Here is a 20860-nt window from a genome sequence, read left to right on the forward strand (position 1 = left end):
GCGGGGCCGCGCCTGGTGAAAGTCACAGCCTCACGGCCAGCCACGGTCGATGCCGGCGGCCTTGAGCATCTCGCCCAGCTTCTTGCGGGCGTGGAACAGCCGCGTCTTGACGGTGTTCTCGGGGATGCCGACGATCCGCGCGGCCTCCTCGACGGAGGTCTCGTGATAATAGACGAGGTCGATGACCTCGCGGTGCTCGGCCGAGAGCCGCTCGAGGCAGGCGCGGATGGCGAGACCCTTGTCCTGCTTCTGGAGCACGACCTCGGGGCCGTCGGCGTCGTCCTCGAGGCTTTCGGCGTAATCCTCGTCGAGCTCGGCGTCGCGGCGCTTGCGCAGCAGCGACCAGGCCTTGTTGCGGGCGATGGCCGTGAGCCAGGTCGCGACCGAGGCACGCGCCTCGAAGCGATCGGCCTGTCGCCAGAGATCCATGAACACGTCACTGATCACATCCTCGGCAAGCGTCTCGTCGCGGACGAGCCGCAGCACGAAACGGTAGACCCGCACCTGATGCCGCGAGAACAGCACCTTCATCGCGAGCCGGTCGCCCGAAGCGATCCGCTTGACGAGATCCTCGTCCGTTTCCGTATGCATCGCCCCTCGAAAGGCCAGGCATCCCGACTCGCACCCATTGGTCGCGGCGAGCGGGAAGAAGGTTCAATCCGGCGCGCACATTAATCCGGGCGGGCGGATTTGCCGATAGGGCTCGTCTTCACGGTTAAGCAAAATGAAAAGGGGCGCTCGCGGCGCCCCAGATCGCATTCACGGATTGCGGGAAACAGGCCTCAGCGGCGCTTGCCGGCCGAGCGCATCTGCATGTACTGCACGGCTTCCAGCAGCACCTTGCGCGGACGCTCGGCGTCGCGCTTGGCCTGCTCCGCCTTGCGGGCGGCCTCGCGGGCGAGCTCTTCCTGGCGCTTCTCTTCCTCGATGCGCGCGCGCTCGATCGCTTCCAGGCGCTCCTTCTCGGCCCGGATCTTCGCCTTCTCGGCTTCGCGCTCGGCGCGCGCCGCGGCGATGGCTTCCCGCTCCGCGCGTCGCTGCACCATCACCGGGTCGTCGGCCTTCGGCCGGGCCTTGAAGCGCTCGAGCAGCGCCTTCTTGGCATTGGCGGAGTTGGACTGGCGGTCGGTGAAGCTGCGGTCGTTCGGGTTCTTCAAGGGTGGTCTTCTCTCGTGTTGTTACGGACACATCAAACGGTCCGCGCGGGCGAAGTAATCCAGATCGGGGCGGATTGGTATCGAAATCGACGCGCGGCAGCCCCGCTTCCAGCGCTTATCGAGCCGGCAGCTCCCCCATGCCGCACGCCGAAAACGCATGCAACGGCGCCAATCGGGCCTGAAGCCGGGATATGGTCGGCCGGCCCGTCCCTGTCAATGCGGCGGCCCAGATATGCCGCGGCGCTTTACAAGCGCGGCGTTTTCCCCAACAGGCAGGAGGACCGCCCGCAACAACGCCGTGCTTTCACGTGAAGACGCCCCTGCTTTCCGATTTCCGCCGCATCGTCGTCAAGGTCGGCTCCAGCCTGCTGGTCGACCGGAGCCGCGGCCGGCTGCGCCATGCCTGGCTCGCGGCACTGGCCGAGGACCTCGCCGATCTGCACCGGCGCGGCGCCGACCTGCTCGTCGTCTCCTCCGGCGCGATCGCGCTCGGGCGCACGGTGCTCGGCCTGCCGTCGGGCCCGTTGCGGCTGGAGGAAAGCCAGGCGGCGGCGGCGGTCGGCCAGATCGCGCTCGCCCGCCACTGGGCCGAGGCGCTCAGCGCCCACGACCTCACCGCCGGCCAGGTGCTGCTGACATTGGCCGATACCGAGCAGCGCCGCCGCTATCTCAACGCGCGCGCGACGCTTGGCCGCCTGCTCGACCTGCGCGCCGTGCCCGTCATCAACGAGAACGACACCGTCGCCACCACCGAGATCCGCTATGGCGACAATGACCGTCTCGCCGCCCGCGTCGCGACCATGGCCGGCGCCGACCTTCTGGTGCTGTTCTCCGATATCGACGGGCTCTATACCGCCCCGCCCCACAAGGACCCCGACGCCCGGCACATCCCGGTGGTCGAGCGCATCACGCCCGGGATCGACGCCATGGCCGGCGGCGCGGCTTCCGAATTGTCGCGCGGGGGCATGCGCACCAAGATCGAGGCCGGCAAGATCGCGGCGGCCGGCGGCACCCACATGCTGATCGCCGACGGGCGCGCCAAGAACCCGCTCGCGGCGGTCGCCGCAGGCGGGCGCTGCACCTGGTTCCTCACCGCCTCGACGCCCGCCACCGCCCGCAAGACCTGGATCGCCGGCTCCCTGGAGCCGCGCGGCACGCTCCATGTCGATGCCGGCGCGGCCCGCGCGCTCAGCGGCGGCGCGAGCCTCCTGCCGGTCGGCGTCGCCCGCATCGAGGGCGAGTTCGCGCGCGGCGACGCGGTGCTGATCCGCGATCCCGAGGGACGATTGCTCGGCCGCGGCCTCGTCTCCTACGATGCGGGCGAGGCTGCGCTGGTCCTCGGCAAGGCCTCGCGCGACATCGAGGCGGTGCTCGGCCATCCCGGCCGCGCCGAGATGATCCACCGGGACGACATGGCGCTCGGACAAGGTTAGGAAGAGGTCGACATGACGGGCGACGGCGCATTGCGCATCATCGCGACGAACGGGGCCGGTCAGGATATCGGCGCCGTCATGCAGGAGGTCGGCCGGCGCGCCCGTGCCGCGGCCCGCAAGGTCGCGCTCGCCCCTACCGAACAGCGCAACGCCGCCCTCATCGCCATGGCGGACGCCTTACGCGCCCGCGCGCCCCGCATCCTCGCCGCCAATGCGCAGGACCTCGCGGACGGCAAGGCGGCGGGCCTGAGCGCGTCCTTCATCGATCGCCTCGCCCTCGACGAGACGCGCCTTGCGACCATCGCCGACGCCGTCGCCGAGGTCGCGAGCCTGCCCGATCCGCTCGGGCGGGTGCTGGCGCAATGGTCGCGGCCGAACGGCCTGCGCTTCGAGCGCGTCGCGACGCCGCTCGGCGTCATCGCCGTGATCTTCGAGAGCCGCCCCAACGTCACGGCCGATGCCGGCGCGCTCTGCCTGAAGAGCGGCAATGCCGCGATCCTGCGGGCGGGCTCGGATTCCTTCCGCTCCGCCACCGAGATCGCCGCCGCCATGCGCGAGGGGCTGGAAGCCGCCGGCCTGCCGGCCGACGCGATCCAGCTGGTGCCGACGCGCGACCGCGCCGCCGTGGGCGAAATCCTCTCAGGCCTTGGCGGCGCGATCGACGTCGTCGTCCCGCGCGGCGGAAAAAGCCTCGTCGCCCGCGTCCAGAGCGAGGCGCGCGTGCCGGTCTTCGCCCATCTCGACGGCAACTGCCATGTCTATGTCCATGCGCAAGCCGACCTCGCCATGGCCCGCGCGATCCTGCTCAACGCCAAGCTGCGCCGCACCGGCGTCTGCGGCGCGGCCGAAACGCTGCTGGTCGACGAGACTTGCGCCGGCACGCATCTCGCCCCGCTCGTCACGGCCCTGCTCGATGCCGGCTGCGCCGTGCGCGGCGACGCGGCGACGCGCGCCGTCGATCCCCGCGTGACCGCCGCGACCGAGGAGGACTGGGCGAGCGAATATCTCGACCGGATCATCGCGGTGAAGACCGTGCGAAACCTCGACGCCGCGATCGACCATGTCGAGCGCTACGGCTCGCACCACACCGATGCGATCGTCACCGCCGACGCCGACGCCGCCGCCCGCTTCCTGGCCGAGGTCGATTCGGCCATCGTCGTCCACAACGCCTCGACCCAGTTCGCCGATGGCGGCGAGTTCGGCTTCGGTGCCGAGATCGGCATCGCCACGGGGCGCATGCATGCACGCGGCCCCGTCGGCGTCGAGCAGCTCTGCTCCTTCAAGTACCGCGTCCACGGCGCGGGCCAGACCCGCCCCTGAGGCATGACGAGCGCGCCTCCCCGGCTGCCGCCCCATATGCCCGGCCTCAGTATCGGCCTGTTCGGCGGCAGCTTCAACCCGGCCCATGACGGCCACCGGCTCGCGAGCCTGACCGCGCTCAGCCGCCTCAGGCTCGACCGCATCTGGTGGCTGGTCTCGCCGGGCAACCCGCTGAAGGACAATGCCAGGCTGCCCAGCCTCGCCGAGCGCATCGACCAGGCGCAGGCTGTTGCCGACCATGCCCGCATCGCGGTCACCGGCATCGAGGCGAGCTTGCGCACGCGCTACACCGCCGACACCTTGCGCGCGCTGAAGCAGCGCTGCCCGGGCGTGGATTTCGTCTGGATCATGGGCTCGGACAATCTCGCCGGCTTCCACCGCTGGAACGAATGGCGCGCCATCGCCGCGATGATGCCGATCGCGGTGATCGACCGGCCAGGCTCGACCCTCAGCGCCACCGCCTCGCCCGCCGCCCATTTTCTGGCGCGCTGGCGCCTGCCCGAAAACCGGGCGGCGAGCCTGCCGCGGATGCGCCCGCCCGCCTGGGTCTTCCTGCATGGCAAGCGCTCGACCCTGTCCTCGACGATGCTGCGCCGCGCGGCCGGGAGCGATTGAATTCCGGGGCCGCCCGAATTATTTTGGCTTTCGTCGCGCCGCGAGCGCGTCGGGATCGAGAGGATACGTCACTGACCCGTCAAACCCTTGGCGAAGCCGAGCCGAAGCCGCTTCCCCAGGCCGCTCCCGCGGAGAACCCCTCCGCCGAGAGCATCGCCCTCGTCCAGCGCGTCCTGGAGGACATGAAGGCGCAGGACATCACGATGATCGACCTCGTGGGCAAGACCTCGCTGGCCGACGCGATGATCATCGCATCGGGCAGCGTCAACCGCCATGTCGCCGCGATCGCCGAGGCCCTGATCGAAGCCATCAAGAGCAGCGGGAAACCTTCGCCGCAGGTCGAGGGCATGCCGGCCTGCGACTGGGTGCTCATCGATACCGGCGACATCATCGTCCACGTCTTCCGGCCCGAGGTGCGCCAGTTCTACAATCTCGAGAAGATGTGGGGCACCGACCGGCCGAACGAACGCCTCGCCGGCTGACGCCGTCTCCCGATGCGGCTTACGGTCATCGCCGTCGGCCGGCTCAAGGACGGGCCGGAACGCGCGCTTAGCGAGCGCTATCGCGAGCGGGCAGCCGCATTGGGGCGCGGCATCGGGCTTTCCGGCCCCGACATCGTCGAGATCGCCGAGGGCCGGGGCCGGCGCCCCGAGGAGCGCAAGCGCGAGGAGGAGCAGGCGATTCTGGCCAAGGCGCAGCCCGGCCTGATCATCGCGCTCGACGAGCGCGGCCGCCCGCTCGGCAGCGACGCCTTCGCCCAGCGCCTCGCCACGGCGCGCGACGCCGGCACCGGCCATGCGGGCTTCGTCATCGGCGGCGCCGACGGGTTGAGCGAGGCGTTGCGCGAGAAGGCCGACATCACGCTCGCCTTCGGCGCCCTGACGATCCCGCACCAGATCGTGCGGGTGTTGGTGCTCGAACAGCTCTATCGGGCGATGACGATCATCGCCGGTCACCCCTATCATCGCGCATGAGCCCGTTCCGCTCCCTGATTCGCGCTGCGCTCCTCGCGATGGCGGCATGCGCAACCGCCCTCGCCCAGGCGCCCCCGCCGGACCCGGAAGCCCTCCAGCGCGAGGCGATGCAGAAGCTCGTCGAGAAGCAGGCGCGCGAGAGCGAGCTCAAGGCGATCGAGCAGCGCCTCGCCGGCAACAAGGAGGCGCGCGAGAAACTCGAAAGCGAGATCGCCGCGATCCGGGCCGACCGCGCCGCCCTCAACACCGCCCTGCTCGAAACCACCGCCAGGACGCAGGCCGGCGAGGAGCGGCTCGGCGCGCTGGAGACGCGGCTTTCCCTGCTGCAATCCAGCGAGGCCGCGATCCGCCGATCGCTCGAAAGCCGGCGCGCCCTGATCGCCGAGGTGCTGGCGGCCCTGCAGCGCATCGGGCGGCGCCCGCCGCCGGCCGTTCTGGTGCGCCCCGAGGACATCCTTGAAGCGGTGCGCGCCTCGATGCTGCTCGGCGCGGTGGTGCCGGATCTGCGCCAGGAGGTCGAGATCCTCGGCACCGATCTTTCGGAGCTCGTACGCCTGCGCGACGGCATCGCCGCCGAAAAGACCCGGATCGGCGCCGAGATGGAGCAGATCGCGGCCGAGCGCCAGCGCCTCGCCTCGCTGATCGAGGTGAGGCGCGAGCGCGAGGCCAGCGCCGCCAAGGATGTCGCGGCGCAGGCCGCGCTCGGCGGCGAGCTCGCCGGCCAGGCCCGCTCGCTCAGGGATTTCGTCGAGACCATCGAGAAGGAGATCTCCGTCGCCAACAAGGCGGCCGAGGCCGCCCGCCAGGCGATCGAGCAGGCGACGCGCGAGCAGCGCGAGCGCATGACGGCGCTCGCCTTCAAGGACCCGGCGCGGCTTGCCCCCAAGATCGCCTTCGCGGAGACGAAGGGCCTGCTCTCCCTGCCGGCGGCGGGATCACGATTGCGTGGTTTCGGCGATCCGGACGGCGCCGGCGGCACGATTCGCGGGATTTCGCTCGAGACCCGGCCGAACGCCCTAGTTTCGGCGCCTTCCGATGCATGGGTGGTCTATGCGGGACCGTTCCGCTCGTTCGGACAACTCTTGATCCTGAACGCCGGCGGCGGATACTACATATTGCTCGCCGGCATGCAGCGGATCGATGTCGCGCTCAATCAGTTCGTGCTGGCGGGAGAGCCGGTTGCGGCAATGGGCGAAACGTCGGAAGCTGCCGCGACGACAGTAGGGGTGGGAACCGGGCAGCCGGTTCTCTATATCGAATTCAGGAAAGACGGCGTCTCGATCGACCCGACGCCGTGGTGGACGAAATCGCAAGGCGAAAAGGCTCGCGGATGATGCGCAAGGTTTCCCTCGTTCTCGCCGGCGCCATCATGGGCGCGGGCCTGACCGGTCTCGCCACACAGACCAGGCTGCTCTCCTCGACCAGCGCGGTGGCCGCCTCGGCCGAGGTCTATCGCAGCCTCAACCTGTTCGGCGACATCTTCGAGAAGATCCGCACCGACTATGTCGACAAGCCCGACGAGCAGAAGCTGATCGAGGCCGCGATCAACGGCATGGTCTCCTCGCTCGACCCGCACTCGTCCTATCTCGATTCCAAGTCCTTCCGCGACATGGACACCGACATGCGCGGACAGTTCGGCGGTCTCGGCATCGAGGTGTCGATGGAGGACGGCGTCCTCAAGGTCGCCAAGCCCATTCGCGACACGCCCGCCTCCAAGGCCGGCATCCTCGCCAACGACATCATCCGCCAGATCGACGGAACCGAGGTGAAGGGCCTGACACTGACCCAGGCCGTGGAGAAGATGCGCGGGCTGATCAACACCCAGGTCACGCTCAAGATCGACCGCCCCGGCAAGACCGAGCCGCTCGAATTCACCCTGACCCGCTCGACCATCGTCGTGCCGGCCGTCGAGGAGCGGGTCGAGGGCGATGTCGGCTATATCCGCATCGGCACCTTCTCCGAGCAGACCTATGACGGCCTGCGCAAGGCGATCGAGAAGATCACCTCCGAGATCGGCGCCGACAAGCTGAAGGGCTTCGTCATCGACCTGCGCAACAACCGCGGCGGGCGCCTCGACCAGTCCGTGCTGGTCTCCGACGCCTTCCTCGATCGCGGCAAGATCGTCTCGACGCGCGGCCGCAACGCCGAGGAGACCCAGGTCTTCAACGCCAAGTCGGGCGACCTGACCAAGGGCAAGCCGGTCGTGGTGCTGATCAACGGCTCCTCGGCCTCGGCGGCCGAGATCGTCGCCGGCGCCCTGCAGGATCACAAGCGCGCGACCGTGATGGGCACGCGCTCCTTCGGCAAGGGCTCGGTCCAGACCGTGATCCCGCTCGGCTCGAACGGCGGCCTGCGCCTGACCACGGCGCGCTACTACACCCCGTCCGGCAACTCGATCCAGGCCAAGGGCATCACGCCCGACATCGAGGTGCAGCAGGACATCCCGCAGGAGATCAAGGACAAGCTCGTCGAGAACAAGGGCGAAGCCGCGCTCAAGGGCCATCTCAAGGCCGGCGAGGGCGAGGAACAGTCCGGTTCGAGCTCCTATGTCCCGGCCGATGCGACCAAGGACACCCAGCTCATCGCGGCGCTCAACCAGCTGCGCGGCGTCAAGAAGGACGTCGCGGCCCCGGCCGAGACGCCGGCTGCGCCCGAGGCGCCCGCCACCCCCGAGGCGCCCAGGCAGCCGAACTGACCCCACGGGCTTGCCGGACCGCCTGACCGATCGGATTGCGATGCGCTCCGGTCGGCGCGTACTCTGACGCGCGGGCCGCTGATTCGGCCCCGAATCGCAATCTCGAGGACGGCCGATACAGGCCGGAAAGCCGCTGACGGAGCTCAACCGACCGCTTGGCCAGGATCGCCCGAGGGCCGCCGGCAAGCCGTGGGGCCGCTGGCTCGCGACCGCGGCGGCCGGTTGCGTCGGCCTTGTCGTGCTCGGGCTCCTGCTGACGGTCGCGCTCAACCGCGATCCCGACGGCGGCGAGCCGATCGCCGTGGCCGCTATCGGGAAGCGCGCCGCCCCTGCCCCCGCCCTCCCCGCCGGCGCCGCCACCGCCGGCCCGGCCACTGACGCGCCGCGCCAGCCCGCCAGCGCCGCCGAGCTCGAGAACAGCGCCGGCGTGACCGTGTTCAGGCCGGGCGAGGAGGCGCCGGGCGCCATCGTCATCACCGTTCCCGACGAGGCCGGCCCGATCAGGCTCGCCCCCGCCCCCGACAGCCGGCTGGTCGAGCGTTCGCGCTACGGCCTGCTGCCCAAGCTCGGCCCCGACGGGGCGACGCCGGCCAAGGTCTATGCCCGCCCGTTCGGCCCCGAGCCGATGGTGAAGCCGGCCGGCCGCATCGCGCTCCTCGTTGGCGGCCTCGGCATCAGCCAGAGCGGCACCGCGGAGGCGATCGCGAAGCTGCCGCCGCCGGTCTCGCTCGCCTTCGCGCCCTATGGCGCCGAGCTCGAACGCAGCGTCCAGCGCGCCCGCGGCGAAGGCCACGAGGTCTTCCTGCAGGTGCCGATGGAGCCCTTCGACTATCCCGACAACGATCCCGGCCCGCATACGCTGCTGACCGGGCCGAAGGCGTCGGAGAACCTCGACAAGCTGCATTGGGCGCTGGGCCGCTTCACCGGCTATGTCGGCATCGTCAATTTCCTCGGCGGCCGCTTCACCGCCGACGAGAATGCGCTCTCGCCGGTGCTGCGCGAGCTCGCCGGCCGCGGCGTGATGGTCGTCGACGACGGCTCCTCGGCGCGCAGCCTTCTTGCCGGCGCGGCCGACCGCGCCCGGATCCCGGCCCTGAAGATCGACCGCGTCATCGATGGCGTCGCCAACGCCGACGCCATCGACAAGGAGCTTGCGGCGCTGGAGAGCCTCGCCCGCGAGCAGGGCATCGCGGTCGCCGCCGCCAGCGCGCTGCCGGTCTCGATCGAACGGATCAACCGCTGGGCCCAATCGCTGGAGGGCAAGAAGCTCGCGATCGTTCCCGTGAGCGCCGCCCGCGGCTTCCGCCAGAGCAAGGCCAGGGAAACGCCGAAGACGACGGAAGCGCCCAAGACCACCGGATCGCTCAGATGACCGAGGCGGCCCCCGAAGGCTACCGCCCCTGTGTCGGGCTTGCCCTGTTCAACCCGGAAGGGCTCGTCTTCGTCGGAAGACGCGCCGACAAGACCCAGCGCGAGCATGTCGCGCCGGGCCATGCCTGGCAGATGCCGCAGGGCGGCATCGACAAGGGCGAGACGCCGCTGGAGGCGGCCCGCCGCGAGCTCGCCGAGGAGACCAACGTCACCTCCATCGCGCTCATCGCCGAGGCGCCGGGCTGGCTCGCCTACGACCTGCCCGCCGACATCGGCAAACAGGCCTGGAAGGGGCGCTGGCGCGGCCAGGCGCAGAAATGGTTCGCCTTCCGCTTCCTCGGCGCCGAGGCCGAGATCGACATCCTGACCCCGGCCGGCGGCCACAAGGCGGAGTTCGACGCCTGGCGCTGGGCGCGGCTCGAGGAGACGCCGGATCTGATCATCCCCTTCAAGCAGGGCGTCTATCGCGAGGTCGTGAGGCATTTCGCCCCCTTCGCGACCCCGGCCGCGAAGGGCTGAGTGCCTCAGCCCATCGTGTAGACGGTGCGCCCGATCCAGTAGAACTGGTAGAGGATGTGCACGCCGGCGAGCGCGACATGCACGCCGCGCCGGGCGGAAACATAGGCGATCAGGCACAGGGCAAGCCCGATCGGAACCTGCACCAGATAGTCGCCGCTGAGCTCACTCCAGTGCTGGCGGCCCTTGATCATCGTATCGACGATGTCGAGCAGGAAAGCCGCCGCGAGCAGGCCGAAGAACCAGCGCCGGCGCTGGAGGAAGAAATCCTCATAGCCGGCATATTCCGCGACATTGTCGGGAAACAGCAGCGCCGCGATCAGATAGAGCACGACGGCATAGCCGATCAGGAAGAGATAGGCGCCGAAATTCCAGGCCGTCAGCCGCGACAGCCCGAACTCCCACCACCAGAACAGCACGAGCTCGAGCAGGATCGAGCCGACCCAGAGCATATGCAGCAGCGAGACGCGATGGCGGCCGGGATGCTGGATGAAACCGGCGATGCCCGCCAGCAGCCGCGTGATGCCGAGGCCGATGACCATGCCCAGGATGATGCGGACATGCGGGAAGATTTCGTGCGGCGAGACGGTTTCCATACCCCGTGCCTAAAGCATGTCCGGATGGAAGGAACGGTTGATCGCGTGAGGAAAATACGACCAGGCAGGGAGCCGTTCCGCAATTGGCAAATCGCCATTCCGGGTTCCTCGCTGCGCGAAGCCCCGGAATGACGACGGCAGCCGCTCGCCGGATCAGGCCGCGGCGGCGACCGGCTCCTTCTTCTCCCACTCCTCGCCCCAGATCATCACGGCGTGGCCGGGCGAGACCTCGCGATACTGGCGCACAGGCGGCTCGTAGTCGGCCGGGCGGACCGGGCTCTTGATCTCGTCGTTGGAGACCGGCCGCTTCTGCAGGCGCCGGGCCGGATCGGCGATCGGCACCGCTGCGAGCAGGCGCTTGGTGTAGGGGTGCTGCGGGTTCTCGAAGATCGCCTCGCGCGGGCCGATCTCGACGATCTCGCCGAGATACATCACCGCGACGCGGTGGCTGACGCGCTCCACCACCGCCATGTCGTGCGAGATGAAAAGATAACCCAGCCCCATGCGCGCCTGGAGGTCGAGCATCAGGTTGACCACCTGCGCCTTCACCGAGACGTCGAGCGCCGAGACCGCCTCGTCCGCCACGATCAGCCTGGGCTCGACCGCGAGCGCTCGCGCGATGCAGACGCGCTGGCGCTGGCCGCCCGAGAACTCGTGCGGGAAGCGGCTCGCCATCTCCGGCAGGAGGCCGACGCGCTTCAACAGGTCGGCGACCTTGTCGCGCGCTTGCGAGCGGCTGGCGAGGTTGTTGATCAGGAGCGGCTCTGCAATGGCAGCGCCGACGTTCATGCGCGGGTTCAGCGAGGCGAAGGGATCCTGGAAGATCATCTGCATGCGCTTGCGCTGCTCGCGCAGGTCGTGCTGGCTGAGCTTCAGCACGTCGACGCCGTCGAGCAGCACCGAGCCGGAGAGCGGCTCGATCAGGCGCATCACCGAACGGCCGGTGGTCGACTTGCCACAGCCGGATTCGCCGACCAGCGCCAAGGTCTCGCCGGCCTGGAGGCTGAAGGAGACGTTCTCGACCGCGTGCACCCGGCCCCGGACCGAGGAGAGCAGGCCGCCGCGGATCTCGAAGCGGGTCGTCAGCCCCGCGACCTCGAGCACCGGGCGCTCCGCCGCCTTGACGGTGTCGGGCACCTCGGTCGGCACGTCGGATTCGCCGGTGGTCCTGTCGACGACCGGGAAGCGCATCGGGCGCTCCTTGCCGATCATCGAGCCGAGCTTCGGCACGGCCGAGAGCAGCGACTTGGTGTAGGGCCGCTGCGGCCGGGCGAAGATATCCTCGGTCGCGCCGGTCTCGATCTCGTCGCCGTTGTACATGACGACCGTGCGGTCGGCGATCTCGGCGACGACGCCCATGTCGTGGGTGATGAAGAGGACCGACATGCCCTCCTCGTCCTGGAGCGTCTTGATCAGCTCGAGGATCTGGGCCTGGATCGTCACGTCGAGCGCGGTCGTCGGCTCGTCGGCGATCAGGAGCTTGGGCTTGCAGGCCAGCGCCATCGCGATCATCACGCGCTGGCGCATGCCGCCCGAAAAGCGGTGCGGATATTCGTGGAAGCGCGACTTCGCGGCGGGAATGCGCACCTTCTCCAGGAGGCGGACCGTCTCGGCCTCGGCCTCCGAGCGCGACATGCCGCGATGCAGGATCAGCGCCTCGGCGATCTGGAAGCCGATGGTCAGGACCGGGTTCAGCGAGGTCATCGGCTCCTGGAAGATCATCGCGATCTCGTTGCCGCGGATCTTGCGCATCTCGGAATCCGGCAGCGTCAGGAGCTCCGTGCCGTTGAGCTTGATCGAGCCTTCGATCCGGCTCGACTGCGGCGGGGTCAGCCGCATGATCGAGAGCGCGGTGACGCTCTTGCCGGAGCCGGATTCGCCGACCACGGCCAGCGTCTCCTTCGGCTTGATGTCGAAGGAGATGTTGCGGACGACCGACTTCCACTGGCCCTCGACCCGGAATGAGGTGGTGAGGTTCGAGACAGTCAGGATCGGTGAGGTCATGTCTGGCTTTCCCCTTGAGATCAGATGACGCGGCGCGGGTCGAGCGCATCGCGCAGGCCGTCGCCGATGAAGTTGATCGAGAGCACGGTCAGGAAGATCGCGGCGCCGGGGAACATGGCCCAGTGCGGCGCGGTGTCGAGCTGGTCCTTGGCGTCGAACAGGAGCCGCCCCCAGGTCGGGATGTCCGGCGGGAAGCCGAGGCCGAGGAAGGACAGCGTCGATTCGGCGATGATCGCCGAGGACACCTCGATCGTCGCCGCGACGATGACGGGCCCCAGCGCGTTGGGCAGGATGTGGCGCATCATCTGGCGCATCTTCGTCGCGCCCTGGGCGCGGGCGGCCTCGACGAACTCCTTCTCGCGCAGCGACAGGAACTGCGCGCGCACCAGCCGCGCCACCGGCATCCAGCGCAGACCGCCGATGACGATGACGATCAGCACGAAGACGCCGCCCTCGACGCCGAACACGGCCTTGAGCTGCTCGCGGAACAGATAGATAATCAGGAGCAGCAGCGGCAGTTGCGGCAGCGACAGGAACAGGTCCGTCACCCACATCAGGAGAGGGTCGGCGAATTTGCGCGACATGCCGGCGAGAGCCCCGATCAGCACGCCGACGAGCGTCGCAACCACCATCGCGGCGAGCCCGACTGCGAGCGAGATGCGCCCGCCATACATCATCCGCGCGAGGATATCCTGGCCGAGATCGTCCGTCCCGAACGGATGCGCCCAGGACGGACCCTGGAGCTGAGCCGAGAAGTCGATCTCGTTGATCGCGACCGGCCACAGCCAGGGGCCGGCGACGACGCCCAGGATCAGGAGGCCGAGCACCACCGTGCTCGCCATCGCGAGGCGATGACGCTTGAAGCGCCGCCAGGTCTCGTGCCCCGGCGAGACCGATCTGGCGGCCTTGGGCGCCGCCGCGGCCGGATCAGCCGAAGGAGATGCGAGGGTCGAGCCAGCCATAAAGAAGGTCCGCGATGAGGTTGAACAGGACGACCAGGCAGGAGAAGACGAAGGTCACGGCCATGATGACGGGCGTGTCATTGGCCAGGATCGCGTCGATCAGCAGCGATCCGATTCCCGGAATCCGGAAGATCTGCTCGGTGACGATGGCGCCGCCGAACACCGCTGGCATCTGCAGGGCGACCAGCGTGACAACTGGGATCAGCGCGTTGCGCGTGATGTGGCGCAGCGTCACGGTCTTTTCGCCGAGCCCCTTGGCGCGCGCCGTGGTGACGTAGTCGAGGCGGATCACGTCGAGCACGGCCGAGCGCACATAGCGGGTGTAGGACGCCGCCTGGAACAGGCCGAGCACCGTGATCGGCATGATCGCCTGGCGGAACATCTCCCAGTACCAGCGCCAGCCTGTCGCCGCGATGTCGGAACGGTAGACGAAGGGGAACCAGTCGAGATTGACCGAGAAGATCAGGATGAAGAGCAGGCCGGTGAAGAAGGTCGGCAGCGAGAAGCCGACGAAGGCGAGCGTGTTGGCGATCTGGTCGAAGACCGAATAGGGCCGCGTCGCCGCGAAGATGCCGACCGGCAAGGCGACGCACAGCGCCAGGATCTGCGACGAGCCGACGATGAAGAGCGTGGTCGGGACGCGCTGCAGAATCAGGTCGTCGACATTGATGCGGCTGGCGAAGGAGAAGCCCCAGTCGCCATGCGCCATGTTGGACAGCCAGCGCAGGTAGCGCACCATGATCGGATCGTTGAGGCCGAAGCTGGCGCGCAGCGCCTCGCGCACCTCGGGCGGCACGTTCGGATTCGTCGCCATTTCCGAGAACGGATCGCCCGGCGCCAGCGCCAGGATCGCAAACAGGATCACGCTGATCCCGAGCAGGCTCGGAATCGCGATGAGCAGCCGCCGGATGAGATATGTCGCCATGAAATGCCTCTCGACGCGCGGCGGGGCTGCGGGCTGGGCCGATGACGGCCGGTCCGCCTCACGACCGGCGGGCCGAAGAGCGGACCGGCGCGCTCCATGCCGTCACGGCGGCCTCAAGGCGCCGTGACGGGCATTGCGTCGCTTCTAGGTGCGAAACCAGGCAGCGATGTTCCAGCTGTCGACATCCCAGCCGCTGTGATCATGCGCGAGGTTGTTCGCGGAGCCGACGACGCGGGTGCGCGAGAGCAGCGGCACGAACACATGCGCCAGGCAGAAGGTCTCGTCGACCTTCATGAAGAGCTCGGCGCGCTTGGCCGGGTCGAGCTCCTTCTGGCCGGCCCGATAGGCTTCGTCGGAGCCCGGCTCGGAATAGCGCGAGATGTTGCGGCCCTGCCAGTTGTTCGCCTTGGTGGCGTACTCCCAGGAAACGCACTGGTTGAGGAAGCGCTCCGGATCAGGCTGCGGCTGCGTGGTCGTGTACATCTGCATGTCGCAGTAGAGCTTGGTGTAGGTATCGGGGTTGGCTACGTCCGACGAGAAGAACACCGAGGCTACGACCGACTTCAGCTCCAGATCGATGCCGGCCTTCTGGCAAGCCTGCTTGATGATGGCTTGCGTCTTCTGGCGCGGGGCGTTGATCGAGGTCTGGAAGACGTATTTGAGCTTCTTGCCGTCCTTCTCGCGGATGCCGTCGGACCCGCGCTTGTAACCGGCATCGTCGAGGATCTTGTTGGCCTTGTCGATGTTGAACTCGTATTTCAGCCGCGGCGACTTGAACTTCTTGGGCTCGTTGACGAAGCTCGCCGTCGCGACGCCGCCGCGCCCGTAGATGAACTTCTGGATCGAGTCGCGGTCGACCAGCAGGTTGATCGCCTCGCGCACCTTCGGATCGCTCAACGTCGGATGCTTGGTGCCGACGCGGGAGCGCTCGCCCTCGACCTCGGTCCAGGGGTCGGTGGTGTTGAGGATGATGAACTCGATGTCGCCCGCCGGCGCGGCGCTGATCTTGCCCTTGCCGCCGGCTTCCATGCGCTTGAGGACGTCGTCCTCGACCTGGAGGTTCCAGGCGTAGTCGTATTCGCCGGTCTGCAGCACGGCGCGCGCCGCCGAGACCGCGTCGCCGCCGCCCTTGACCTCGAGCGTGTCGAAATAGGGCTGGATCTTGACGTGGTAGTCCTCGTTGCGGGTGCCGGTCAGGATATCGCCCGGCTTGAAGTCGGTGAATTTATAGGGGCCGGTGCCGACCGGCTTCAGATTGGCCGGGGCCTCGCGCGACTTCGCGCCCTTGTAGTCGCCGAAATGATGCTTGGGGATGATCATGCCGACCACGCCGACGAAGGGGTCGGCCCAGAACGGCGTCGGCTGCTGGAAGATCACCTTGACGGTGTGGTCGTCGACCTTCTCGACCTTGATGTTGGTATAGGAGCCGCTGGTATAGGCGGCGGTCTGCGGGTCGGCGGCGTATTCCCAGGTGAAGACGACGTCGTCGGCCGTGAGCGGCTTGCCGTCATGCCACTTCACGCCCTGCTTGATCTTCCAGGTGACGACCGTGCCGTCCGCGGACAGGCCGCCGTTCTCCTTGGTCGGAACCTCGGCGGCGAGCTGCGGGATGAGGTTGCCCTCCTTGTCCCAGCCGGCGAGCGGCTCGTAGAAGATGCGCGAGGCGATCTGGTCCTTGGTGCCCGAGGCGAAATGCGGGTTGAGCAGGGTCGGCGCCTGCCAGAGCAGCATCTTCAGCGCCCCGCCGCCGCCAGCCTTGGTCGGCGTGTACTTCAGCGTGGCATCCGCCAGCGCGACGTTGTTCCAGATCAGGATCTGGGTCGCGAACGGCGCGGCGATGCCGGCGGCCGCCATCTTCCGCATGAAGGAGCGCCGCGACAGCGCGCCGTCCTTCACATCCGCGACCAGACCACGGATTTCCTGCTCTTTCATCGAAATGCCTCCACCTTTACATAAAATCTCCGGCGCTCGCATGCCGTGTTCTCGATCGCCCCAGCAACGCATGCGCCAACGAAAGCGTCAACTGCGCAGCGCAGGGCCGATGCGCGTCTGCCGCGCGGCCTGGCTCCTAATAAGGCCGTTCATTACATTAATATGCGGTATTTCTGTCGTATCTTGCAACTATATTGCGATATCTCCATAAGAGCGGCAGTTTTCTGTCCGGCCGGGAGCAGCCTGTCCTTTCGTACGGGGGGTTGACGCCAGCCGGGCGGCGCGGGCCGGGCACGGAGCCCAGGTTTGCGGTTTTGTCGAGCCGGCCGGCGGCGTCGGCTTGACTCACCCATGCCGAGAATGGAATGTTTGTTCCAAAGAGCAGGGACCTTAAAAAATCCCTGCCGTTTCGCTTCCGGAGACGGATCGTTGTCGCAAGCCGGTTCCTTCAGCCGCGAACTCCACGGCAAGGTCGCCATCGTCACCGGAGGCAGCCAGGGGCTGGGCGAGGCGATCGCGCGCGAATTCGCCGGGCGCGGCGCGCCGGGGCTCTTGCTGACCGGGCGCAACGCCGCACGTGGCGAGGCCGTGGCGGAAAGCCTCAGGGCGGTGGGCTGCGATGCCCGTTTCCACCGCGCCGACCTCGCCGATCCCGACGCGGTGCGGCAGGTGGTCCCGGCGGCGGAGAGCGCCTTCGGCCGGCTCGACATCCTCGTCAACGCCGCCGGCGACACCGACCGCGGCACGATCTTCGACACTTCGCCCGCGCTCTACGAGCGCATCATGGCGGTGAACCTGAAAGCCCCCTTCTTCCTGATCCAGGATGCGGCCGGGCTGATGCGCCGGCAGGGCGTGGCGGGTGCCATCGTCAACATCCAGTCGATGTCGGCCCATGGCGGCCAGCCCTTCCTCTCAGCCTACAGCGTCTCCAAGGGGGCGCTCGCCACGCTGACGAAGAACGCCGCCCACGGGCTCTTGAAGCACCGCATCCGCGTCAACGGCCTCAATATCGGCTGGATGGCGACGCCGGGCGAGGACGCGATCATGAAGCTGCGCCACGATGCCGAGGATGGCTGGCTCGAGGCGGCCTCTGCCGCCCAGCCCTTCGGCCGGCTGATCGACCCGCGCGAGGTCGCCAAGGCGGTCGCCTATCTCGCCTCGTCCGAATCGGGGCTGATGACCGGCGCCAATATCGATTTCGACCAGACCATCCTCGGCGCGCATGACTGACCGCGCGCGCCATCGGAACGACATGTCATTGCAGGTGCAGCGACGATCATGACCACGGGACCGAAGGCGATCATGAAGATCGGATTGCTGGGCGCCGGCCGCATCGGGCGCATCCACGGGCTGAACGTCGCCCGGCGCGGCGATGCCGAACTCGTCGCCGTCTCCGACGCGGTGCCGGAGGCTGCCGCCTCGCTCGCCGCCGCGGCCGGGGCCAGGCCCGCGAGCGTCGAGGAAATCCTGGCCGATCGCGCGATCGACGCCGTGCTGATCTGCACCCCGACCGACATCCACGCCGACCTGATCGAGCAGGCGGTCGGCGCCGGCAAGGCGGTGTTCTGCGAGAAGCCGGTCGATCTCGACGCCGCCCGCATCCGCCGCTGCCTCGCGGTGGTCGAGAAATCCGGCAAGCCGCTGATGATCGGCTTCAACCGCCGCTTCGATCCGAATTTCGCCGGGCTGGAGGCGCGCCTGCGCGCGGGCGAGGCCGGCGCGATCGAGATCGTCAGCGTGATCTCGCGCGATCCCTCGCCGCCGCCGGTCGACTACGTCAAGCGCTCGGGCGGGCTCTTCCGCGACATGATGATCCATGATTTCGACATGGTGCGCTTCCTCCTGGCGGAGGAGCCGGTCGAGGTCTTCGCGCTCGGCTCCGCCCTGGTCGACAAGGCGATCGGCGAGGCCGGCGACGTCGACACCGCCGCCGTCGTCATGAAGACCGCCACGGGCAAGATCGCCCAGATCTCGAATTCCCGCCGCGCCACCTATGGCTACGACCAGCGCATCGAGGTCCACGGCTCCAAGGGCATGCTGCGCGCCGGCAACGTCCACGAGACCACCGTCGAGATCGCGACCGAGCAGGGTTTCCGCACCGACCCGGTGCAGAACTTCTTCCTGGAGCGCTATGCCAGCGCCTATCGCGCCGAGCTCGACGCCTTCATCGCCGCCTGCCGCGGCAAGGGCAGGCCCGCACCCTGCGGCCATGACGGGCTGAGAGCCCAGATCCTCGCCGACGCCGCGACGCAATCGGCTGAGACCGGCAAGCCGGTCAGCATCGAGCCGGCAGGCCCGCGATGACCCCGGTCGAACGCGATCTGCGCTATCATGCGGCGCTCGGGCTTGCCGCCGAGGCGAGCCAGCTGGCGCTCGGCTATTTCAACCGGCGCGAGACGCTCGGCATCACCATGAAGGGCGCGCAGGACTGGCTGACGGTCGCCGACGGCGAGGTCGAGGCGTTCCTGCGCGGCCGGCTCTCCACGCTCTTCCCGGGCGATTCGATCATCGGCGAGGAAGGCGGCGGCGAGCCCTCCGACGCGGTCTGGATCCTCGATCCGATCGACGGCACGGCCAATTTCGCCCATGGCGACCGCAACTGGTGCATCTCCATCGGCTTCCTGGCGGATCGCACCCCTGAGATCGGCATCGTCACCGCGCCGGCGCTGGGCGAGGTCTACGCCGCCCGCCGCGGCGCGGGCGCGACGCTGAACGGCGAGCCTGTCAAGGTCTCCGGCGCGACCGACATCGCCCGCGCGGCGATCGAGCTCGGCTGGTCGACCCGCGTGCCCGCGGCGCGCTACCTCGAGGTGATCGGGCGCGCCTATGCCGCAGGCGCCTCGGTGAAGCGCCTGGGCTCCGGCACGCTCGGCCTCTGCCACGTCGCCTGCGGCTGGAGCGACGCCTATACGGAGCTGCACATCAACGCCTGGGACGTCGCAGCGGGCATCGTCGTCGCCAACGAGGCCGGCGCCCATCTCAACGATTTCTTCGCGGGCGAAGGAATCGCGAAGGGCAACCCGATCCTGTGCTGCACGCCGGGGCTGGCCGTGGAACTAAAGGAGATCACCGGAATCGCTTAGCCGGCGCGTCGCGCCATTGATCTTTGGCGAGAACTCGTTTCACTTCCAAGCCAAGCGACAGGCTTCACAAACATAACGCAGACGATCAGGGAGATTACGATGCAAGCAAAATCATGGCTCAAGGCGGGGCTCTTCGCCGCGCTCGCCACCACGGCCCTCGCCATCACGCCGGCCCGCGCCCAGGGGTCCCTCGTCATGTATTGCGGCGTCCAGGAGGAATGGTGCCGCGCCATGTCGAACGCCTTCGAGAAGGAGACCGGCATCAAGGTTTCGATGACCCGCAAATCGGCAGGCGAGATCTATGCCCAGCTCAAGGCCGAATCCGCCAATCCGCGCGGCGACATCTGGTGGGGCGGCACCGGCGATCCGCATCTCCAGGCGGCCGAGGAGGGGCTGACGCTGGAATATGAATCGCCGAAGAACAAGGAGCTGCACGACTGGGCGCTGAACCAGTGGAAGGCGGCCAAGCAGCGCTCGGTGGGCATCTATGCCGGCGCGCTCGGCTTCGGCTTCAACACCGAGCAGATCAAGGCCAAGGGTCTCCCCGAGCCGAAATGCTGGGCCGACCTGCTCGACGCCAAGCTGAAGGACGACGTCCAGGTCGCCGATCCGAACTCCTCGGGCACGGCCTACAACCTGCTCGCCACTGTCGTGCAGATCATGGGCGAGGAGAAGGGCTTCGACTATCTCAAGAAGCTCCACAAGAACATCAGCCAGTACACCAAGTCGGGCGCCGCGCCGGCGAAGGCGGCAAGCCTCGGCGAGACCGCCGTCGGCATCGTCTTCATCCATGACGCGGTCGTCTTCGCCGTGCAGGGCGACCCGATCAAGCCGGTCGCACCCTGCGAGGGCACGGGCTACGAGATCGGCTCGATGTCGATCGTCAAGGGCGCGCGCAACCTCGAGAACGCCAAGAAGTTCTACGACTGGGCCCTGACGCCGGCCGCCCAGGCGCTCGCCGCCCCGGCCAAGTCCTATCAGGTTCCCTCGAACAAGGCCTCGCCCGTGCCGCCGCAGTCGCCGAAGATGGATCAGATGAAGCTGATCGACTACGACTTCGTGAAATACGGCTCCTCGGCCGAGCGCAACCGCCTGCTTGCCAAATGGGACAAGGAAGTCAAGGCACTGCCGAAGTAAGGCAAGGTCCCTTGCCGCGACGGAGGGAGGTTCCTGCATGAACCTCCCATCGTCATCCCGGGCTTGACCCGGGATCCATGCCGGAGCGCTTCCGGGCGAGCTTCAGGCATGGATCCCGGATCTCCGCTTCGCTCCGTCCG

20 protein-coding genes are annotated in these 20860 nt (G+C 68.3%); 13 read left to right on the forward strand and 7 right to left on the reverse strand.

Features of this window, described 5'->3' with window-relative positions; translation table 11 throughout:
* Positions 1-30: 30 nt before the first annotated feature.
* Both M9917_RS01545 and M9917_RS01550 read right to left on the reverse strand, forming a co-directional pair.
* Positions 31-591, reverse strand: a complete 561-nt coding sequence (locus tag M9917_RS01545; RefSeq protein ID WP_297250551.1) for a sigma-70 family RNA polymerase sigma factor — start codon at positions 589-591, stop codon at positions 31-33.
* A gap of 191 nt (positions 592-782) precedes the next feature.
* A complete protein-coding gene (locus M9917_RS01550) occupies positions 783-1157 on the reverse strand; it encodes a DUF6481 family protein (RefSeq protein ID WP_297250552.1) in 375 nt (124 codons plus the stop codon).
* A 308-nt stretch (positions 1158-1465) separates the two neighbouring features.
* On the opposite strand from M9917_RS01550, the gene proB reads away from it, so the two are divergent.
* The 9 genes from proB to M9917_RS01595 all read left to right on the forward strand — a co-directional run bounded on the left by proB (position 1466) and on the right by M9917_RS01595 (position 10084).
* A complete protein-coding gene (gene proB / locus M9917_RS01555; protein WP_297250553.1) occupies positions 1466-2590 on the forward strand; it encodes a glutamate 5-kinase in 1125 nt (374 codons plus the stop codon).
* Positions 2591-2668: 78 nt separating this feature from the next.
* Positions 2669-3910, forward strand: a complete 1242-nt coding sequence (locus M9917_RS01560; RefSeq protein ID WP_297254665.1) for a glutamate-5-semialdehyde dehydrogenase — start codon at positions 2669-2671, stop codon at positions 3908-3910.
* 36 nt (positions 3911-3946) lie between these two features.
* Positions 3947-4525, forward strand: a complete 579-nt coding sequence (locus M9917_RS01565; protein WP_297250554.1) for a nicotinate-nucleotide adenylyltransferase — start codon at positions 3947-3949, stop codon at positions 4523-4525.
* Between the two features lie 182 nt (positions 4526-4707).
* Positions 4708-5007, forward strand: coding sequence for a ribosome silencing factor (gene rsfS / locus M9917_RS01570; RefSeq protein WP_465246311.1), 300 nt, complete (start codon positions 4708-4710; stop codon positions 5005-5007).
* 12 nt (positions 5008-5019) lie between these two features.
* Complete coding sequence (rlmH, locus tag M9917_RS01575) at positions 5020-5499, forward strand: 23S rRNA (pseudouridine(1915)-N(3))-methyltransferase RlmH (protein ID WP_297250555.1); 480 nt, start codon at positions 5020-5022, stop codon at positions 5497-5499.
* Positions 5500-5537: 38 nt separating this feature from the next.
* A complete protein-coding gene (locus tag M9917_RS01580) occupies positions 5538-6833 on the forward strand; it encodes a murein hydrolase activator EnvC family protein (RefSeq protein ID WP_297250556.1) in 1296 nt (431 codons plus the stop codon).
* The gene (locus tag M9917_RS01585; RefSeq protein ID WP_297250557.1) at positions 6833-8194 is read left to right on the forward strand and encodes a S41 family peptidase; all 1362 of its coding nucleotides are present in this window, start codon (positions 6833-6835) and stop codon (positions 8192-8194) included. Before M9917_RS01580 ends, M9917_RS01585 begins: the two co-directional genes overlap by 1 nt.
* Positions 8195-8432: 238 nt before the next feature.
* Entirely contained in the window at positions 8433-9566 is a 1134-nt protein-coding gene (locus M9917_RS01590) for a divergent polysaccharide deacetylase family protein (RefSeq protein ID WP_297250558.1), read from the forward strand.
* A complete protein-coding gene (locus tag M9917_RS01595; protein ID WP_297250559.1) occupies positions 9563-10084 on the forward strand; it encodes an RNA pyrophosphohydrolase in 522 nt (173 codons plus the stop codon). The genes M9917_RS01590 and M9917_RS01595 overlap by 4 nt, the downstream gene beginning before the upstream one ends.
* Positions 10085-10089: 5 nt before the next feature.
* On the opposite strand, the gene M9917_RS01600 is transcribed toward M9917_RS01595, so the two are convergent.
* The 5 genes from M9917_RS01600 to M9917_RS01620 all read right to left on the reverse strand — a co-directional run bounded on the left by M9917_RS01600 (position 10090) and on the right by M9917_RS01620 (position 16500).
* Positions 10090-10677, reverse strand: a complete 588-nt coding sequence (locus tag M9917_RS01600; RefSeq protein WP_297250560.1) for a hypothetical protein — start codon at positions 10675-10677, stop codon at positions 10090-10092.
* 153 nt (positions 10678-10830) lie between these two features.
* Entirely contained in the window at positions 10831-12681 is a 1851-nt protein-coding gene (locus tag M9917_RS01605) for an ABC transporter ATP-binding protein (protein WP_297250561.1), read from the reverse strand.
* 20 nt (positions 12682-12701) lie between these two features.
* Complete coding sequence (locus M9917_RS01610; RefSeq protein ID WP_297250562.1) at positions 12702-13643, reverse strand: ABC transporter permease; 942 nt, start codon at positions 13641-13643, stop codon at positions 12702-12704.
* The gene (locus M9917_RS01615) at positions 13609-14568 is read right to left on the reverse strand and encodes an ABC transporter permease (RefSeq protein ID WP_297250563.1); all 960 of its coding nucleotides are present in this window, start codon (positions 14566-14568) and stop codon (positions 13609-13611) included. Before M9917_RS01615 ends, M9917_RS01610 begins: the two co-directional genes overlap by 35 nt.
* A gap of 144 nt (positions 14569-14712) precedes the next feature.
* Positions 14713-16500 (reverse strand): peptide ABC transporter substrate-binding protein, encoded by a 1788-nt coding sequence (locus M9917_RS01620; RefSeq protein ID WP_297250564.1) that lies wholly within the window; start codon positions 16498-16500, stop codon positions 14713-14715.
* A 429-nt stretch (positions 16501-16929) separates the two neighbouring features.
* On the opposite strand from M9917_RS01620, the gene M9917_RS01625 reads away from it, so the two are divergent.
* The 4 genes from M9917_RS01625 to M9917_RS01640 all read left to right on the forward strand — a co-directional run bounded on the left by M9917_RS01625 (position 16930) and on the right by M9917_RS01640 (position 20720).
* On the forward strand, positions 16930-17730 hold the full coding sequence (locus M9917_RS01625) for an SDR family oxidoreductase (protein WP_297250565.1): 801 nt from the start codon (positions 16930-16932) through the stop codon (positions 17728-17730).
* 69 nt (positions 17731-17799) lie between these two features.
* Positions 17800-18804, forward strand: coding sequence for an inositol 2-dehydrogenase (gene iolG / locus M9917_RS01630; RefSeq protein WP_297254667.1), 1005 nt, complete (start codon positions 17800-17802; stop codon positions 18802-18804).
* Positions 18801-19583, forward strand: a complete 783-nt coding sequence (locus M9917_RS01635) for an inositol monophosphatase family protein (RefSeq protein ID WP_297250566.1) — start codon at positions 18801-18803, stop codon at positions 19581-19583. Before iolG ends, M9917_RS01635 begins: the two co-directional genes overlap by 4 nt.
* A 99-nt stretch (positions 19584-19682) precedes the next feature.
* Entirely contained in the window at positions 19683-20720 is a 1038-nt protein-coding gene (locus M9917_RS01640) for an ABC transporter substrate-binding protein (RefSeq protein ID WP_297250567.1), read from the forward strand.
* The last annotated feature ends 140 nt before the right edge of the window (positions 20721-20860 follow it).

Source organism: Bosea sp. (in: a-proteobacteria), from assembly GCF_023953965.1.
GTDB lineage: Bacteria > Pseudomonadota > Alphaproteobacteria > Rhizobiales > Beijerinckiaceae > Allobosea.

Bases quoted from the DNA above. Each gene is read 5' to 3' on its own strand.
- M9917_RS01545 (WP_297250551.1), bottom strand. From the start codon at position 591: ATGCATACGGAAACGGACGAGGATCTCGTCAAGCGGATCGCTTCGGGC.
- M9917_RS01585 (WP_297250557.1), top strand. From the start codon at position 6,833: ATGCGCAAGGTTTCCCTCGTTCTCGCCGGCGCCATCATGGGCGCGGGC.
- M9917_RS01620 (WP_297250564.1), bottom strand. From the start codon at position 16,500: ATGAAAGAGCAGGAAATCCGTGGTCTGGTCGCGGATGTGAAGGACGGC.
- M9917_RS01560 (WP_297254665.1), top strand. From the start codon at position 2,669: ATGCAGGAGGTCGGCCGGCGCGCCCGTGCCGCGGCCCGCAAGGTCGCG.
- M9917_RS01640 (WP_297250567.1), top strand. From the start codon at position 19,683: ATGCAAGCAAAATCATGGCTCAAGGCGGGGCTCTTCGCCGCGCTCGCC.
- rsfS (WP_465246311.1), top strand. From the start codon at position 4,708: ATGAAGGCGCAGGACATCACGATGATCGACCTCGTGGGCAAGACCTCG.
- M9917_RS01610 (WP_297250562.1), bottom strand. From the start codon at position 13,643: ATGGCTGGCTCGACCCTCGCATCTCCTTCGGCTGATCCGGCCGCGGCG.
- M9917_RS01605 (WP_297250561.1), bottom strand. From the start codon at position 12,681: ATGACCTCACCGATCCTGACTGTCTCGAACCTCACCACCTCATTCCGG.
- M9917_RS01565 (WP_297250554.1), top strand. From the start codon at position 3,947: ATGCCCGGCCTCAGTATCGGCCTGTTCGGCGGCAGCTTCAACCCGGCC.
- M9917_RS01580 (WP_297250556.1), top strand. From the start codon at position 5,538: ATGGCGGCATGCGCAACCGCCCTCGCCCAGGCGCCCCCGCCGGACCCG.
- M9917_RS01595 (WP_297250559.1), top strand. From the start codon at position 9,563: ATGACCGAGGCGGCCCCCGAAGGCTACCGCCCCTGTGTCGGGCTTGCC.
- M9917_RS01600 (WP_297250560.1), bottom strand. From the start codon at position 10,677: ATGGAAACCGTCTCGCCGCACGAAATCTTCCCGCATGTCCGCATCATC.
- M9917_RS01635 (WP_297250566.1), top strand. From the start codon at position 18,801: ATGACCCCGGTCGAACGCGATCTGCGCTATCATGCGGCGCTCGGGCTT.
- rlmH (WP_297250555.1), top strand. From the start codon at position 5,020: ATGCGGCTTACGGTCATCGCCGTCGGCCGGCTCAAGGACGGGCCGGAA.
- M9917_RS01615 (WP_297250563.1), bottom strand. From the start codon at position 14,568: ATGGCGACATATCTCATCCGGCGGCTGCTCATCGCGATTCCGAGCCTG.